Genomic DNA, 15,567 nt, shown 5'->3' with positions numbered 1-15,567 from the left:
TTCATGTTCGCAAATTTCGTGCGAATCTGTAGGCGTGTTATGATTGAGGAAGATAAACGAAAGCATCTGAGAAGCAAAGGAGGGGGCAAAGTGACCAAAAAAGTGGTCAGTGCCTGTTTTGCCGGCATTCACTGCCGCTATGACGGACGGCACAATGCGGTGGAGGCGATTCAAAAATTGATCAGGGAAGGGGAGGCGATCCCGGTCTGTCCGGAACAGCTCGGCGGACTGTCCACTCCCAGAAATCCGGCTGAGATTGTCGGCGGTGACGGGGACGATGTGCTGGAAGGAAAAGCACGTGTGATCGACAACCAAGGCAATGATGTAACCGATGCCTTTATCCGGGGAGCCTATGAAACGTATCGCATCGCGAAGACGGTGGGAGCGAACGAAGCCATTTTAAAAGAAAAAAGTCCGTCTTGCGGCAGTTGCTGCATCTATGACGGCACTTTCCAGGGGAAAACGAACCCGGGTGCCGGCGTGACCACTGCCTTGCTGCGACGAAAAGGGATTAAAGTGATTTCGGAGGACACCTTTTCAGAAAAAAGAATATAATGGATGAAACGAAAGAATAAATCCGATGATAAAGAATGAAAGCCTGCATTTTTGGCGGAAGAAGGTGCCACCCGGACCAGCCATCCGAAACAAAGGACCAACCCCCGATCTGCGGCGCATTTTCATGAAAAAAAAGCCCCCGGACAAGGTGGGGGCTAGGCTTCGGCATTGGCTTTTTCCAAGGAGTTTTTCTCTTGCAATTTCCTGTATTTCAGATACATTGCCAGTCGCCATGGCAACAGCATGCCAAACGCAAGGATGAAGAAGAGCGCCGCTGTTTGTTCCACGCTGATCAGGTGTTCGAGATAGTCATGGAGTACCATGCGCAGGATAAACAGACCGATCAGGATGAGAATAAAAGCGCGCGAACGTTTCAGATAAACTTTGCCATCGATCATTTCAAAATGAGATGTTTTGATCAGAGGGTACGAAAACAAAAGGGCACCGGCCAAAAAAGCGACCCCGGCCCAAGCCCATGGAACGCGCATCGGCGGGTAGAGAAACATCAGGAAACCCGTGCTCATGCCCAGTGGAGGGATGAGAATTTTTCTCGCGTTCGTTGGCTTATTGGTTGCCCGCAGGCGGATGACAATCACCATGGAGGCCATGATTAAAGCAAAAATCGGGGCTACAAAATTTAAACTGATCGGAAAGGAATGCACCATAACCGTCCCTCCTGTTTCTAGAAAAAAGCTAGCACAATTCCCGGGGTTTGTAAATAAGTATGCTTGACTTTTCAGCAAAATTGCAGGAAAATACATTTCAATAAGTATCTTTTGCCGGCAATGCCTGCCTCATACCTAGAGCCGGTACAAACGAAAATAACATAGAACAAGCAGCGATGAGAAAGAATAGTAATGCGGCAGTGGCTGTGCAGAGAGTTGGCGGAGGGTGCGAGCCAATCAGCCGGCCGCATGAATGGGCTTTGGAGCTGTTTTCCTTAACGATGCCATATCAAGTAGGGAAAACCGGGATGATCCCGTTATAGCTAAGAGTGTGCCTCTCTGATGTACAGGAGAGGCAAAGAAGGGTGGTACCGCGAGAATCAGCTCGTCCCTTGCCGGGGACGGGCTTTTTTGTGTGAAATTGTTGCAGGCCGGGTCAATCGCGATCCTGCCAAATGCCGGCAAATCATGATGGTTCAAAAGGAGTGAGAAGATGAAACGTGTCTTATCCGGTGTCCAACCGACCGGCAATATCCATATAGGCAATTATCTTGGCGCCATGAAGCAATTCGTTGAGTTGCAGAATGAGGCGGAATGTTATTTTTGTGTAGTCAATCTCCATTCCCATACCGTTCCCCAGGATCCCCGTCAGCTGTTGGAGAAAACGCGGGATGTGGCGGCGCTTTACCTGGCGATCGGGATTGATCCCGAAAAAGCGACGATCTTTGTCCAATCCCAGATTCCCGCCCATGCGGAAGCATGCTGGTTGTTGCAGTGTGTAGCCCGCGTTGGCGAGCTTAACCGCATGATTCAATTTAAGGAGAAAAGCAAAGGATCTGAAGCGGTGACGGCAGGCTTGTATACCTATCCGGTATTGATGGCCGGTGATATTTTGCTCTATCATGCGACACATGTTCCCGTCGGTGAGGATCAAAAGCAGCACTTGGAGTTGACGAGGGATATTGCTGAACGGTTTAACCGCGATTACAAAGAAATCTTTACAATCCCCGAGCCGTTGATCGGCAAAGTGGGAGCCCGCATCATGTCCCTCGATAATCCGGAGAAAAAGATGAGCAAAAGCACGGAAGGGGCGTACAGCAACATCACGCTGCTCGATGAGCCGAAATTGATTGAGAAAAAAATCAAGCGCGCCGTTACCGATTCGGAAAACCTGGTTCGCTATGACCCGGAAAACAAACCGGGTGTGAGTAATCTGCTTTCCATTTACAGCCTGCTCTCCGGCAAAACGATTTCCGAACTGGAACGGCAATATGAAGGTGCCGGTTATGGCCAGTTTAAAAAAGACCTGGCGGAAGCAACTGTTCAGCACTTGCAGCCGATCCAGGAGAAGTTCCGGGAAATCCGCGGTTCTTCCTATTTGGATGATGTGCTGAAAATCGGTGCGGAAAAAGCAGGTGCAGTTGCGGAGAAGACATTGCGACAAATGAAAGATGCGATGGGGATTTTATAGTGAGTCAATAAGCGGAGGACATTCCAATGGGCGGAATGTCCTCATTTTGAAACTCACCGAAAGCGGTGAATCAATATTGATGAAAGACAGGGAATTCACGAGATCTTCCGTGAAGGAGTTATGAAGGAAGCGCCCGCGGGATGTTATAATGAAAAGAAAGGATAAGTTCGCGAAAGGAGTGAACCGATGCGGCGTTATTTATTTGAATTTTTCTTTTTTTCAGATATTTTCGTGATGAGTCTGGTCTGTGTCTGCGGTCTGGGGTTGACATTGGCATGGGCGAACAGTCTTGTGACGGTGGCGGTGTTCTTGGGCGGAGTCGCCCTATATGCCCATCGTTTTTTATTTCATCTTCCTCCGCCGAAGCATCCTTTTTTGTTGAAGCTGTTAAAGCGGTTACATTATGATCATCATGAAGACCCCGATAAACTGGAATTGCTCTTTTTGCCGCTGTGGTACAGTGTTCCCCAGTTTGTCCTCGTCGGGAGCATCGTTTACCTGGTGACGGGGAAAATCGCGATCACAACCACTTTTTTAAGCGGTGCTGTGCTCTATCATTTATATTATGAATGGAAACATTATATCGCGCACCGGCCGATCAAGCCTCTCACCCCATGGGGGGAAGAAATTGAAAAAATATCATTTGTTGCACCATTTCAAGAACGAGCATTACTGGTTTGGCGTGACCAATCCGGCCATGGATCACCTTTTTCGGACTTTTCCCGATGAATCCGGGGTGGAGATGAGCCGGACGGCGCGAAAATTGGCGGATAAAAAATAAAAGCGACCCAATCGATGTGGGTCGTTTTTTCATGTAAAAGAAAGATATTAAGCTTCGAGTGCCTGATATTTTTTGGTGAGGCGGGATTTTTTGCGAGCAGCCGCATTTTTGTGGATCAAACCTTTGGTTACGGCTTTATCCAAGCTGCGGGTTGCTGCTTTCAAAAGCACAGCGGCTTGTTCTTTATCTTGTTGGTCAACGGCTGCCAAGAATTTTTTTACGGCCGTGCGCATCGCCGATTTTTGAGAAGCATTGCGGGCGCGGCGCACTTCGTTGGTTTTGGCGCGTTTGATTGCGGATTTAATGTTTGCCAAGACGTTCACCTCCTGAGGGAAGGGTTTCCGCATCCCAATAATGCAACATGCAATATTCTAGCATGAGGCTCTGCAAAAAGCAACAACGGTCATGAGCAGAATAAATGAGAGGCAAAGAAGCAAACTAAGAGTGGAAACAGGCAAAAAAAGGGGATATATTGGATGAATCAAGCGTCGGAACACCAGATTGATTTGAGTATGTACAATATTCGCACGGATTTGGCCCGCGAAGCTCATGACATGGTGACCCGGGAGCAAGGGCGGGGAAGTTCCATTCCGGGCGTTCGCAAACAGGAAGAGACACAGGACGGGATTACGACCAGTTGGATCTGGATTGACAGCGAAGATGCCGGTGAGCAGATGGGCAAACTGCCGGGTACTTACCTGACGATTGAAGTGCCCGGTCTTCGGTCGGGAGATTCCATGCTGGAAAAGCGCGTATCGCAACATTTTGCTGAGCAATTCAGCCGTTTCCTCGATGAAGTCGGCATTAAGCCAAATGATTCCTGCCTGGTAGTGGGGATTGGAAACTGGGATGTAACGCCGGATTCACTCGGACCGCTCGTCGTCAAGCACACCCTGGTCACCCGTCATCTCTTTAAATTGCAGCCGGAAACGGTTGCCGAAGGGTATCGCAGCGTTTCCGCCCTTTCGCCGGGAGTGCTCGGGACGACCGGGATAGAAACGAGTGAAATTGTGCGCGGGGTGGTGCAGAAATCAAAGCCTGATTTTGTGATCGCGTTTGATGCACTGGCCTCAAGGGCCTTGTCCCGGGTCAATACGACGATTCAGATTGCTGATACGGGAATTCAGCCGGGGTCCGGTGTCGGAAACAATCGCAAGGCGTTGACCAAGGAGTTTTTGGGTGTGCCCGTTCTGGCCGTTGGTGTTCCCACCGTCGTGGATGCCGTCACCATTGCCCATGACACCATCGATTATGTGATTTCCCACCTTGGCCGGGAATTGCACGGGGTGAAAAATAACCCGCTTGATCCTCACAACCGGCCTTCGGTAAAAGATCTGGAAAACTATCAAGTTCCGCCGGAGACCAGCAACCGCATGCTGGGGATGTTTGGCAGCCTGAACTCGGATGAGAAAAGGCAACTGATTCATGAAGTGCTGGCACCTTTGGGGCAAAATCTGATCGTTACCCCGAAGGAGGTGGATTCCTTCATTGGCAATATGGCCAAATTGATCGCCAACGGACTGAACTGCGCCCTGCATGAGGCTGTAACCATGAAAAATGTGGCTTCGCATGTGCAATAAAACATTTGATTTCCTCCCGGTTAATCCGGGAGATGTGCGGGCAATGCAGAAGCACTTTCGCAGAACAAAATATTGTTTCCATTTGGCGCGAATCCCGTTGTCCGGCTTCCCCGGGGAACGGGATTCTTGTTTGGAGTTTGGGACATCCGCGTGGAACGGGGCTCGTTGAGTTTCAAAAGCAAGATTTTTTATCCTTTTCCGCCTGCCGCTCTCTGCCGGCCGCCGTGAGGTCTCAATCTATTTCTAGCAAATTCAGTTAATCGGTTCTACCTGTTTGCCGGTTTTCATAGATTAGGGTGAGACAAGCAGATAGAGGGTGAACCGAATGAGAAGTCGCTACCGTGGTTTCTTGACGCTGAATATGGCGCGTCCGAAAACGAGGCAGAGGTTTGTGTTTTTATTTTTGGCAGCGGCTGTTCTTTTTTCCTTTGTCGGTGCGCTGGCAATGGTTCAAGCGGAACAGAGTTTGACAGGGTCGGATCTCAGCAGGGTGACGTCTCATCTTTCCCCGCAAACGCTCAGCATGATCGTCGGGGAAAGCATTCCCTATTTCCAGGAGAAAATTCAGACGGCCGGTTTGGAAGAGATTATCTCGCGGACGGCGTTTGAGTTGATGACGAGTATCGATTTTCGTGATCCACGCACTTTTCTGGGCAAAGAGCTGCCGTTGTACGCATTGTTCGACAGCGAGATTGACGTGGCCAGCAGCGATGTGGATTATACTTCGATCCCGATCGAATCACCGCCGCCGCCTGACCTCGATAAACAGATTATGAAGGCGATGGAGCATCCCGATGAAGACAAAACGAGCACCGACCCGGGAAGTATCAAAACGAAGCAAGTGATTATTTATAACACCCATTTTTGGGAATCTTTTTTGCCGGAACTCCATAAAACAAATCCCGACCAGGCCACTGATCTGAATCGCAATATTACCCTCGTTTCCAAGCATTTGGCGAAGCAGCTGGAAAAGATGGGCATCGGCGCCGTCACAACCGAACGGAAGTATACATGGAATTCCGGTGCGTATGTGCAATCGCGCAAAATGGTGCTCTCTGTCTTGAAGCAATACCACAGCATCAGTTATATGATCGATATTCATCGCGATTCACGCAGGCGCGACAAGACGACAAAAGTGTTTGACGGCAAACCGTATGCGAGGCTCGCGTTTGTAGTCGGCAAGGCGAGCACGCACTTTGAGGACAACCTGAGCCTTGCCCGCGAGATGCACAAGCGGATCAACGAGTTATATCCCGGTTTGTCCCGGGCGGTGATTATTAAAGAGAGAGGAAATGGGAACAACGGGGAATATAATCAATCTTTATCGCCCAACAGCATGCTGGTTGAAGTGGGCGGGGTGGATAATTCATTCGCTGAAGCGAATCGGTCGATTGAGGTTTTGGCCCGGGTTTTGGCCGATATAATCCATGAGGGAACCGTGGTTACAGCCCGGCCGGATGCAACGGAGGCAGGTAAATGAGGTGACAGGATGCGCGTTTTGGTGCAGATCGTTTGTATGATCGGAATGTTGGTGACGGGGATTTTCGTCGGAATCGACAGGGCTGAGCAAAATATGCAAAAGATGCAGGGAACCATGGGGGCGCCGCGCGCGATCCAGATTACTCCACAGGATGGAAAAATCGAAATCGCGGTGCTGGGACAAGTCGTTGAAACGAAAAATCCCGTGCCAAAGGTGGCAGCGAAAGTAAGAGAGACGGTAACCAGCCAACAGGAGAAAAACGGAACCAATTATTTGGCGGTGGTGGGAAACGAAGTGGGAACGGGGCTCAAAAACCTTTCCCGTAAGGTGATGAATTTCATTTTTGCCCTGGCCGAGTAAAGATAGGCAGGAGTTGTATACGGGGGCAAAGGAGCATGATGTTCCTTTGTCTTTTTTTGTGTATTTAATTTGTGCATTTAATAAGATAAGAATGTTTTGTGTGAAAACGCGTTGCAGCAGCCGTCGGCTCCGGCCTCCCTGTGTTCCAGATGTCCGTTCGGCGGTTTCGCTTCCCGGCCGTGTCTGGCTTTCCGCTGGTTGTGGCGGCGAGTCATGACCGATTTTGTCATCGCTTCAGAGAGTCAGGGACAGGAAACTCATTGAAGAGAGGGTTTGGGGCTGATATAATTAAGCAATGCAGTCCTCGATTGATGCAGGAGGGAAATGAACGGGAATGGATAACAAAGAACAACGTGCAATGATTCGTAACTTTTCCATCATTGCCCATATCGACCATGGGAAATCGACACTCGCTGACCGAATCTTGGAAAAGACGGGAGCGCTGACCGAACGGGAGATGCAGGAGCAGTTCCTGGACAAAATGGATTTGGAACGGGAGCGCGGCATCACCATCAAATTGCAGTCGGTTCGCCTTCCGTATAAAGGAAAAGACGGGAAAGAGTACATTCTGAACTTGATTGATACACCGGGTCATGTGGATTTTACCTATGAGGTGTCGAGAAGCCTTCAGGCGTGCGAAGGCGCCCTGCTGGTCGTCGATGCCTCGCAGGGAGTGGAAGCGCAAACGTTGGCCAATGTTTATCTGGCGCTTGAAAATGACCTGGAAATCATTCCCGTTATCAATAAAATTGACTTGCCCAGCGCGGAACCGGAGCGCGTCAAACAGGAGATTGAAGATGTGATCGGACTGGATGCCAGCGATGCAGTTCTCGCATCGGCCAAGGCGGGGATCGGCATCGAAGAGATTTTGGAGCGGATTGTGGAAAAGGTGCCGGCTCCGGAAGGTGATCCCGATGCTCCGCTTCGTGCGCTGATCTTTGACTCCGTTTATGATTCGTACCGGGGTGTCATCATTTATATGCGTGTCGTCGACGGAACGATTAAAAAAGGCATGCGCATGAAAATGATGGCCACGGGTAAAACATATGAAATTACCGAAGTGGGGGCTTTTACGCCCCATCAGGTTCCGATGGAACAGCTTTCCGTCGGTGAGGTTGGATACGTTTGTGCCAACATCAAAAACGTCAAGGATACGCGCGTGGGGGATACGATCACCGATGCGGACCGCCCGGCCAAAGAGCCGCTGCCCGGGTATCGCCGCATTAATCCGATGGTGTTTTGCGGGTTGTATCCGGTCGATTCCTCCGAATACGATGATTTGCGGGAAGCACTGGAAAAATTGGAGCTGAATGATGCGTCGCTCACCTACGAGCCGGAGACCTCAAGTGCGCTCGGATTTGGTTTTCGCGCGGGTTTCCTCGGTCTGCTTCACATGGAGATTATTCAGGAGCGGATTGAGCGCGAATTTGGCGTGCAGCTCATCACTACTGCTCCAAGCGTTGTTTACAAGGTGTATCAGACCGACGGATCCGTGCTGGAGATCGAAAATCCGACACTGATGCCGCCGCAGCAAAAAATCGATCGGGTGGAAGAACCTTATGTGAAGGCCACCATTTTGGTGCCGAATGATTATGTTGGGGCTGTAATGGAGATTTGCCAGAACAAACGCGGTCAATATGTCGATATGACGTATATTGATACCAACCGCGTCAGCCTCGTTTATGAATTGCCGCTCGCAGAAATCGTTTATGACTTCTTCGACCAGCTGAAATCAGGGACAAAAGGGTATGCCTCCTTCGACTATGAACTGATCGGCTACAAGCCGTCCAATCTTGTCAAAATGGATATCCTGCTGAATGGCGAAGTCGTCGATGCCCTTTCCTTTATTGTGCATCGCGATCGCGCATACCATCGCGGCCGCGCCCTGGTGGAAAAACTGAAAAAATTGATTCCGCGCCAGATGTTTGAAGTGCCGATCCAAGCGGCCATCGGCAATAAAGTGGTTGCGCGGGAAACGATCAGTGCCATGCGCAAAAACGTGCTGGCCAAATGCTACGGCGGGGATATCAGCCGGAAACGCAAATTGCTGGAGAAACAGAAAGAAGGGAAAAAGCGGATGAAAGCGGTCGGCAGCGTCGAGGTGCCGCAGGAAGCTTTTATGGCCGTGTTGAAAATCGACGACAAATAATCACATCAACCATGCCGTAAGCATCGATGCCGGAACGTCCGTCAGCAGGGAAGGCTTGCCCGATTTGCCGGACACGCGGCCTGTTGCTTGCGGCATTTTTAGGAGGTGGGCAAATGCCGCCCCAAGCCGTATACATTCATATTCCTTTTTGTACAAATAAATGCCATTACTGCGATTTTACTGCTTATGTCGTGAACGGGCAGCCGGTGGATGATTATCTTTCCGCCCTCGGACGGGAGATGGCTCTCGCTGTGGCAGAAACTCCCCCGGCTGAGATCCGCTCGATTTTTATCGGCGGAGGAACGCCCACTGTCCTGACACCGGCTCAGATGAGGAAATTGCTGGACGATATTCGCCGCTATTTCCCGAACCGGGCCGCCGACTGTGAATTCACGGTCGAGGCCAATCCCGGCACCACCGGTCCGGAACTGCTGGAAGCCATGCTCGAGGGCGGGGTTAATCGCATCAGTTTTGGCGCCCAAACGTTTCGTCCTGATCTGCTTCAGCGGATCGGGCGCATTCACGGGGTTGAAGAGATCGGACAAAGCGTCCGGCTGGCACGGGAGGCCGGTTTTGCGAATATTTCCCTCGATTTGATGTTCGGCCTGCCGACACAGACAGTGGAAGATATGAAACAGACGCTGGAATCGGCGATTGCACTGGGACCCGAGCACTTTTCCTGCTACAGCCTGAAAATCGAGGAAGGGACGCTTTTTCACCATTTGTATGAACGAAATGAACTGCCGTTGCCCTCCGATGATGAGGAGTTCACCATGTATCAGATGCTGCGCTCCCATTTGAAACAGCACGGCTATGAGCAATATGAAGTGAGCAATTTTGCGCAGCCGGGATTTGAGAGCAGGCACAATTGCACGTATTGGCTCAACGAAGAGTATTATGGACTGGGAACAGGGGCGCACGGATACGTGGAAGGGGTTCGCTATGCCAATATCAAAGGGGTCAAAGAATATATTGCGCGTTTGACGGCCGGCAGGCGTCCTGTGGCTGAATCGTATCGCGTCGAACGGGAAGAAGAGATTGAGAATTTCATGATTCTGGGCTTGCGCTTGCTCGCAGGTGTAAGCCGGTCACGGTTCAGGGAACGTTTCGGGGTCAGCATCGAGGATGCGTTTGGCAGCGTTTTGCGGCAATTATTTGAACAAAAGCGATTGGTGCAGCAGGGAGACCGCATCGCCCTGACTGAACAGGGGCTTCTCTTTGGCAATGAGGTATTTGCCTCATTTCTCGGTGGCGTGGAATTATAAGCGGACCAATTGACATCATATTTCCCGTTTGGTAATTTTAAATTAGTATTTTTAGCACTCGTTTCCTTGGAGTGCTAACAAGGAGGGGAGGCAGATGTTAACTGAGCGACAAAAACGGATTCTCTGGGCCGTCATCGACGATTATATCGTTTCGGCTGAACCTGTCGGCTCCCGTACTGTTTCCAAAAAGAAGGGTGTCGGGTTTAGCGCGGCCACGATTCGCAACGAAATGGCTGATCTGGAAGAGATGGGGTTTTTGGAGCAACCGCATACATCTGCCGGAAGAATACCTTCACAAAAAGGGTATCGTTTTTACGTGGACCATTTGTTACAACCGTATATGTGGTCAAAAGATGATCTGATGGCCCTGCACGATTTTTATGCCATGAAAGTTGATCATGTGGAACAAGCGATTAAACACGCAAATTCCATTCTGTCCCAAATGACCAATTACATGACGTTTATTCTGGGGCCGAGATTGTCTGAGAGCAAGCTAAAAGCCTTGCAGATTGTACCGTTGCATGATCGTGCCGCTGTCAGCATTCTGGTGACCGATACGGGATATGTTCATCGGCAGCATGTGATCGTCCCGGAGGGCGTTTCTCTGTCCGCAATTGAACGATTAGTCAATCTGCTCAATTATCGGCTGACGGGGGTACCGATCGCGAAGTTAAAGGCGATTGTCAAGCATGAACTGTCAGAAGAGCTAAAACGGCATGTGGAGCATTTTGATAAGTTGACGGATCTGTTGGATACCATTTTAAAAGCAGAGCTGGAAGAACGCGTTTATACCAGTGGCACAACCCGAATTCTGGACCAGCCGGAGTTCCGGGACGTGGAAAAAATGAAATCGATCCTGGATCTGGTCGAAGAAAGTACGGTGCTGGTTCAATTGTTCAACTCCGACAAAGAAGGGGTTCAAGTGCGGATCGGGGATGAAAATGATTTGGAGGCAGTAAATGATTGCAGCATTATCACTGCTTCCTATATGATAAATGGCGAACCTGTTGGCACGATCGGTGTGCTCGGCCCGACGCGGATGAATTATGGTCGGGTGATCGGCGTTCTTGAATTTTTGGCTCATGATTTTTCCAGACGGATCAGTGCATGGTTTGAGTGAGAACAGGAGTTTACGCATCTTTGGGGGTTCAGTTGCTGAATCCCTCTCCCTATATATAGAAAGGAAGGGAAGCCAAGGTGCCTGATCATGAATACGTAACGGTGAAGGACGAGACCCGGCTCTCAGCTCTAAAAAGCAATGCGGATGCAGTCAGGTCAGTGGCTTCTGCAGTCGCTTCCACATTGGGACCTAAAGGGTTGGACACGATGCTGGTCGATGACAACCATCGGGTGATTGTGACCAATGATGGTGTCACGATTCTGGATCGTATGGAAATCAGTCATCCTGCAGCCAAAATGATTGTCAATGTAGCCAAGTCTCAGCAGGAAGAAGTCGGAGACGGAACGACGACGGCAACGTTGCTAACCGCAGCGCTGGTGGAAGAAGGCGTAAAACAGGTGGTGAAGGGCGTACCCGTGACGAAGGTCATCGCCGGAATCGATCGCGGAATTCGGTTTGCGTTGCGTAAAATGAAGGAAAAAGCAAGACCGATTTACGAATTAGATGATGAATGGCTGCAACGGATCGCTTTTACCGCCAGCAGGGAAAACGAAGATATTACGATGGCCGTCATTGAGGCTGCCCATTTGGTGGGACGCGAGAAATTATTGGATCAGAACTTCAAGCTCGCCGATTGCATCATCGCTCATCCGCGTGTGGATAACAGCGTCTTTTCGGGAATGGTGATCAACCGGCAGCGGATGAATCAGCAAATGCCGCGCAAAAAGGATCACACGCGCGTTTTGGTTCTGAGCGATGCCCTGGAACCTGATTCGGCGGAAAAGAACGGTGCTGGCGAAGCTTCGGCGAAACAGGAAAATGTAAATGAAGCTTTTTATGTCCTATTGGAACATCTGATCCATTTGCAAGTGGGGCTGATCGTCACTTCCAAAGGGGTGGATCCCTATGCGGAAGAGGTTCTGACCGATGCAGGAGTGATTGTGGTAACGGATGTCAGCCAAGCGGACCTGGAAGAGGTCGCCGAACATACGGGTGCACGGATCGTAACAAGGAGCGGACTGAAAAAGTCGCTCGAGGCTTTGGAATCGACTCTGGGTTCCTGTGCAGGCGTGATCGATGATGAGCGCCTTGGCAAACTGCGCATTCTCGGCGGTAAAGGACGTCCGATGGCCACATTGATCGTGGGTGCACAAACGGAAGAGGTTGTAAGAGAGCGGGAAAGGATTGCCAAAGATGCAGCATCGGCCGTGCAAGCAGCCGTGTGCGGAGGATTTTTGCCCGGCGGAGGTGCGGTTGAATTGGCGCTCGCCCGCGATGTTGAGCGCTTTCGTGATATGGTGCAGGGAATGGAGCGGTTTGGCGTTTCTGTTGTGGCAGAATGTTTGGAACGCCCGATGAGTCAGGTTGTGGCCAATGCAGGCTTTAATCCGCTGGAAAAAATCGAGGCGGTCAAAGCGCTTCAGATGAAACGGCAATCCGATTCTCTGGGCATTGATTGCGACCGCGGAACGATTGTGGACATGGTGGAAATGGGTGTTGTTGATCCGCTTCCCGTCAAGGCAAATGCCTTAAAAACTGCCGGTGAAGTAGCCGTTGCCATTTTGCGCATCCATACCATCGTGAAGATGAAGCCGGTTCCGATCTCTGAACAGTCAGGATAGGAGGATTGAAAATGGATCGAGAAAGAGAAGAGCTCCAGCCAAACGCTGGCAGCCAACCTTTTTCGGGCAAGAACGAAGCTGAGGGGCAAGAAAGCGTACATACTGGAGATACTTCTCCGGAAAATTCAGCTTCTCCCGATGAAGTGATTTCCGCCTTGAAGCGGGAATTGGAGGAAGCAAAAAAAGAAGCTGAGAACTGGCAGGCGAAGGCCGAGCAGCATCGGGAGCATTACATGCGCGCGCTTGCCGATTTGGAAAATTATCGGCGCAGGGCGCGCAAAGAAAAAGAAGATGCTATAAAATATAGCGTAGTTCCTCTCTTGGAATCGCTTCTTCCCGTTCTGGACAACTTCGAGCGTGCTCTGGATGCAGCTGATGACAGCGGGAATGTAAAGACGTTGCAGGAAGGGATCGAAATGGTTTACCGCCAGTTTTTGAACGCTTTATCCCAGGCGGGACTCACCCTTATTGAAACCGAGGGCAGACCGTTTGACCCTCATGAACATAATGCCGTCATGCAAGTTGAAAGCAGCAGTCATGAACCCGGAACGATTGTGGAAGAACTTCAGCCGGGATATCGCTATTTGGATCGTGTGATCCGTCCTTCCATGGTAAAAGTGAGCAAATGAGAAAAGGTTCATTTACCTTTGTGAAAACAGGTAGGAGGTAGTAGTCTATGGGTAAAGTTATCGGGATTGACTTGGGTACAACGAACTCTTGCGTTGCTTTCATGGATGGAAGCGAAGTCGTTGTTATCCCCAACGCGGAAGGTGCCCGCACCACTCCATCCGTGGTCGGTTTTTCCAAGACGGGCGAACGTCTCGTCGGTGAAGCGGCCAAACGGCAAGCAATTACCAACCCGGACAAAACCGTGATTTCGATCAAGCGCCATATGGGTACCAACCATAAGGTAAAAATCGATGATAAATCATATACCCCGCAGGAAATTTCGGCGATGATTCTGCAAAAGCTGAAACAGGATGCCGAAGCTTATCTTGAAGAGCCGGTTACCCAGGCTGTCATCACTGTGCCGGCATACTTTAATGACAGCCAGCGTCAGGCGACGAAAGATGCCGGACGGATCGCCGGGTTGGAAGTGCTGCGCATCATCAACGAGCCGACCGCAGCTGCTCTCGCTTACGGTCTCGACAAAGCGGAAGATCAGAAAATTCTCGTGTTTGACCTCGGCGGCGGTACGTTCGACGTTTCCATTTTGGAACTTGGTGACGGTGTATTTGAAGTTTTGGCCACCAGCGGGGATAACAAGCTGGGCGGGGATGACTTCGACCAAGTGATCATTGATTATCTGATTGAGGAGTTTAAAAAGGAAAACGGAATTGATCTGCGCAATGACAGCGCTGCGCTTCAGCGTTTGAAAGCCGAAGCGGAAAAAGCGAAAAAAGATTTGTCCGGTCTTTTGACAACAACGATTTCGCTTCCGTTCCTGGCTTCCGATGAAACGGGACCAAAGCATCTCGAAGTTACCCTGACGCGGGCCAAGTTTGAAGAGCTGAGTGCCGATCTCATTGAACGCACGATGGGGCCGACCCGTCAGGCATTGAGCGATGCAGGTCTTCAGCCGAGCGATATCGATAAAGTGATTCTGGTCGGAGGATCGACCCGGATTCCGGCTGTTCAGGAAGCGATCAAACGCCTGATTGGCAAAGAGCCGAGCAAAGGGGTAAACCCTGATGAAGTAGTGGCCATGGGTGCAGCGATCCAGGGCGGCGTGCTCTCCGGGGATGTGAAGGATATCGTATTGCTGGACGTTACCCCGCTCTCGCTGGGAATTGAAACGCTGGGCGGCGTTTTCACTAAACTGATCGAGCGCAACACGACGATTCCGACGGAAAAATCGCAGATCTTCTCCACTGCGGCTGACAATCAAACCTCGGTTGACATCCACGTGTTGCAAGGAGAACGCCCGATGGCTGCGGACAACAAGACGCTCGGACGCTTCCAGTTGACCGATATTCCTCCGGCTCCGCGCGGGATTCCGCAAATCGAGGTAACCTTTAAGATCGATGCCAACGGAATCGTGAACGTGTCGGCCAAGGATAAGGCAACCGGCAAAAGCCAGGCGATCACCATTCAGTCTTCTAGCGGATTGAGCGACGAAGAGATTGAACGCATGGTAAAAGAAGCGGAAATGTACGCAGATCAAGACCGGAAGCGCAAAGAAAAAGTGGAGCTTCGCAATAAGGCAGACCAACTGATTTTCACGGCAGAAAAAACGATCAAAGACCTTGGCGACAAAGTGGACAGCGCCGATGTGGAAAAAGCGAACGCTGCCAAAGACAATTTGAAAAAAGCGTTGGAACAGGACGATGACGACGCGATTAAAAAAGCGACAGAGGAGCTGGAACAAGCGGTTCAACAACTGTCCATCAAACTTTATGAACAAATGCAGCAACAGGCGGCGCAAAACCAAGGCGGTGAAAAGGCTTCGAAAAAGGATGACAACGTTGTCGACGCCGAGTATGAAGAAGTAAAAGAAGATAAATAAAGATCATTTACGG

General features: G+C 50.5%; 13 protein-coding genes, 1 pseudogene and 1 other annotated feature. Of the genes and pseudogenes, 12 read left to right on the top strand and 2 right to left on the bottom strand.

Features of this window, described 5'->3' with window-relative positions; translation table 11 throughout:
• Positions 1 to 90: 90 nt before the first annotated feature.
• Entirely contained in the window at positions 91 to 555 is a 465-nt protein-coding gene (locus JG50_RS0114185; RefSeq protein ID WP_033101757.1) for a DUF523 domain-containing protein, read from the top strand.
• Positions 556 to 710: 155 nt separating this feature from the next.
• Here JG50_RS0114185 and JG50_RS0114180 read toward each other — a convergent pair whose 3' ends face one another.
• Entirely contained in the window at positions 711 to 1,220 is a 510-nt protein-coding gene (locus JG50_RS0114180) for a CcdC family protein (protein WP_033101756.1), read from the bottom strand.
• A gap of 167 nt (positions 1,221 to 1,387) precedes the next feature.
• Positions 1,388 to 1,616 (top strand) — a binding site (T-box leader).
• A 97-nt stretch (positions 1,617 to 1,713) separates the two neighbouring features.
• Between JG50_RS0114180 and trpS the strand changes: the two genes are divergently transcribed.
• Complete coding sequence (trpS, locus tag JG50_RS0114175; protein WP_033101755.1) at positions 1,714 to 2,691, top strand: tryptophan--tRNA ligase; 978 nt, start codon at positions 1,714 to 1,716, stop codon at positions 2,689 to 2,691.
• Positions 2,692 to 2,877: 186 nt separating this feature from the next.
• Positions 2,878 to 3,472, top strand: a pseudogene (locus tag JG50_RS18365) (sterol desaturase family protein).
• Between the two features lie 47 nt (positions 3,473 to 3,519).
• On the opposite strand, the gene rpsT reads toward JG50_RS18365, so the two are convergent.
• Positions 3,520 to 3,786 (bottom strand): 30S ribosomal protein S20, encoded by a 267-nt coding sequence (gene rpsT / locus JG50_RS0114165; RefSeq protein ID WP_033101754.1) that lies wholly within the window; start codon positions 3,784 to 3,786, stop codon positions 3,520 to 3,522.
• Positions 3,787 to 3,948: 162 nt separating this feature from the next.
• Between rpsT and gpr the strand changes: the two genes are divergently transcribed.
• From gpr to dnaK, 9 genes are all read left to right on the top strand, one after another.
• The gene (gpr, locus tag JG50_RS0114160; protein WP_033101753.1) at positions 3,949 to 5,052 is read left to right on the top strand and encodes a GPR endopeptidase; all 1,104 of its coding nucleotides are present in this window, start codon (positions 3,949 to 3,951) and stop codon (positions 5,050 to 5,052) included.
• Positions 5,053 to 5,377: 325 nt separating this feature from the next.
• Positions 5,378 to 6,532 (top strand): stage II sporulation protein P, encoded by a 1,155-nt coding sequence (gene spoIIP, locus JG50_RS0114155; protein WP_033101752.1) that lies wholly within the window; start codon positions 5,378 to 5,380, stop codon positions 6,530 to 6,532.
• A gap of 9 nt (positions 6,533 to 6,541) precedes the next feature.
• On the top strand, positions 6,542 to 6,892 hold the full coding sequence (locus tag JG50_RS0114150) for a DUF3679 domain-containing protein (protein ID WP_033101751.1): 351 nt from the start codon (positions 6,542 to 6,544) through the stop codon (positions 6,890 to 6,892).
• A 334-nt stretch (positions 6,893 to 7,226) separates the two neighbouring features.
• A complete protein-coding gene (lepA, locus tag JG50_RS0114145; protein WP_033101750.1) occupies positions 7,227 to 9,041 on the top strand; it encodes a translation elongation factor 4 in 1,815 nt (604 codons plus the stop codon).
• Positions 9,042 to 9,154: 113 nt separating this feature from the next.
• Entirely contained in the window at positions 9,155 to 10,306 is a 1,152-nt protein-coding gene (gene hemW, locus JG50_RS0114140) for a radical SAM family heme chaperone HemW (RefSeq protein ID WP_033101749.1), read from the top strand.
• A gap of 94 nt (positions 10,307 to 10,400) precedes the next feature.
• Positions 10,401 to 11,426, top strand: coding sequence for a heat-inducible transcriptional repressor HrcA (gene hrcA, locus JG50_RS0114135; RefSeq protein WP_033101748.1), 1,026 nt, complete (start codon positions 10,401 to 10,403; stop codon positions 11,424 to 11,426).
• Between the two features lie 77 nt (positions 11,427 to 11,503).
• Positions 11,504 to 13,048, top strand: a complete 1,545-nt coding sequence (locus JG50_RS0114130; protein WP_052154350.1) for a TCP-1/cpn60 chaperonin family protein — start codon at positions 11,504 to 11,506, stop codon at positions 13,046 to 13,048.
• A gap of 11 nt (positions 13,049 to 13,059) precedes the next feature.
• Positions 13,060 to 13,677 carry a nucleotide exchange factor GrpE gene (grpE, locus tag JG50_RS0114125; protein WP_052154349.1) on the top strand — a complete coding sequence of 206 codons (618 nt, stop codon included), beginning with the start codon at positions 13,060 to 13,062 and terminating at the stop codon, positions 13,675 to 13,677.
• A 47-nt stretch (positions 13,678 to 13,724) separates the two neighbouring features.
• Positions 13,725 to 15,554, top strand: a complete 1,830-nt coding sequence (gene dnaK / locus JG50_RS0114120; RefSeq protein ID WP_033101746.1) for a molecular chaperone DnaK — start codon at positions 13,725 to 13,727, stop codon at positions 15,552 to 15,554.
• Positions 15,555 to 15,567 lie beyond the last annotated feature (13 nt).

The organism is Thermoactinomyces daqus (genome assembly GCF_000763315.1).
Classification (GTDB): domain Bacteria; phylum Bacillota; class Bacilli; order Thermoactinomycetales; family Thermoactinomycetaceae; genus Thermoactinomyces_A; species Thermoactinomyces_A daqus.
This window is presented reverse-complemented; position numbering and strand designations above follow the sequence as displayed.

Excerpts from the sequence above, each read along its gene's own strand:
- JG50_RS0114180 (WP_033101756.1), bottom strand. The coding sequence starts at position 1,220 with ATGGTGCATTCCTTTCCGATCAGTTTAAATTTTGTAGCCCCGATTTTT.
- trpS (WP_033101755.1), top strand. The coding sequence starts at position 1,714 with ATGAAACGTGTCTTATCCGGTGTCCAACCGACCGGCAATATCCATATA.
- gpr (WP_033101753.1), top strand. The coding sequence starts at position 3,949 with ATGAATCAAGCGTCGGAACACCAGATTGATTTGAGTATGTACAATATT.
- spoIIP (WP_033101752.1), top strand. The coding sequence starts at position 5,378 with ATGAGAAGTCGCTACCGTGGTTTCTTGACGCTGAATATGGCGCGTCCG.
- JG50_RS0114150 (WP_033101751.1), top strand. The coding sequence starts at position 6,542 with ATGCGCGTTTTGGTGCAGATCGTTTGTATGATCGGAATGTTGGTGACG.
- lepA (WP_033101750.1), top strand. The coding sequence starts at position 7,227 with ATGGATAACAAAGAACAACGTGCAATGATTCGTAACTTTTCCATCATT.
- hemW (WP_033101749.1), top strand. The coding sequence starts at position 9,155 with ATGCCGCCCCAAGCCGTATACATTCATATTCCTTTTTGTACAAATAAA.
- hrcA (WP_033101748.1), top strand. The coding sequence starts at position 10,401 with ATGTTAACTGAGCGACAAAAACGGATTCTCTGGGCCGTCATCGACGAT.
- grpE (WP_052154349.1), top strand. The coding sequence starts at position 13,060 with ATGGATCGAGAAAGAGAAGAGCTCCAGCCAAACGCTGGCAGCCAACCT.
- dnaK (WP_033101746.1), top strand. The coding sequence starts at position 13,725 with ATGGGTAAAGTTATCGGGATTGACTTGGGTACAACGAACTCTTGCGTT.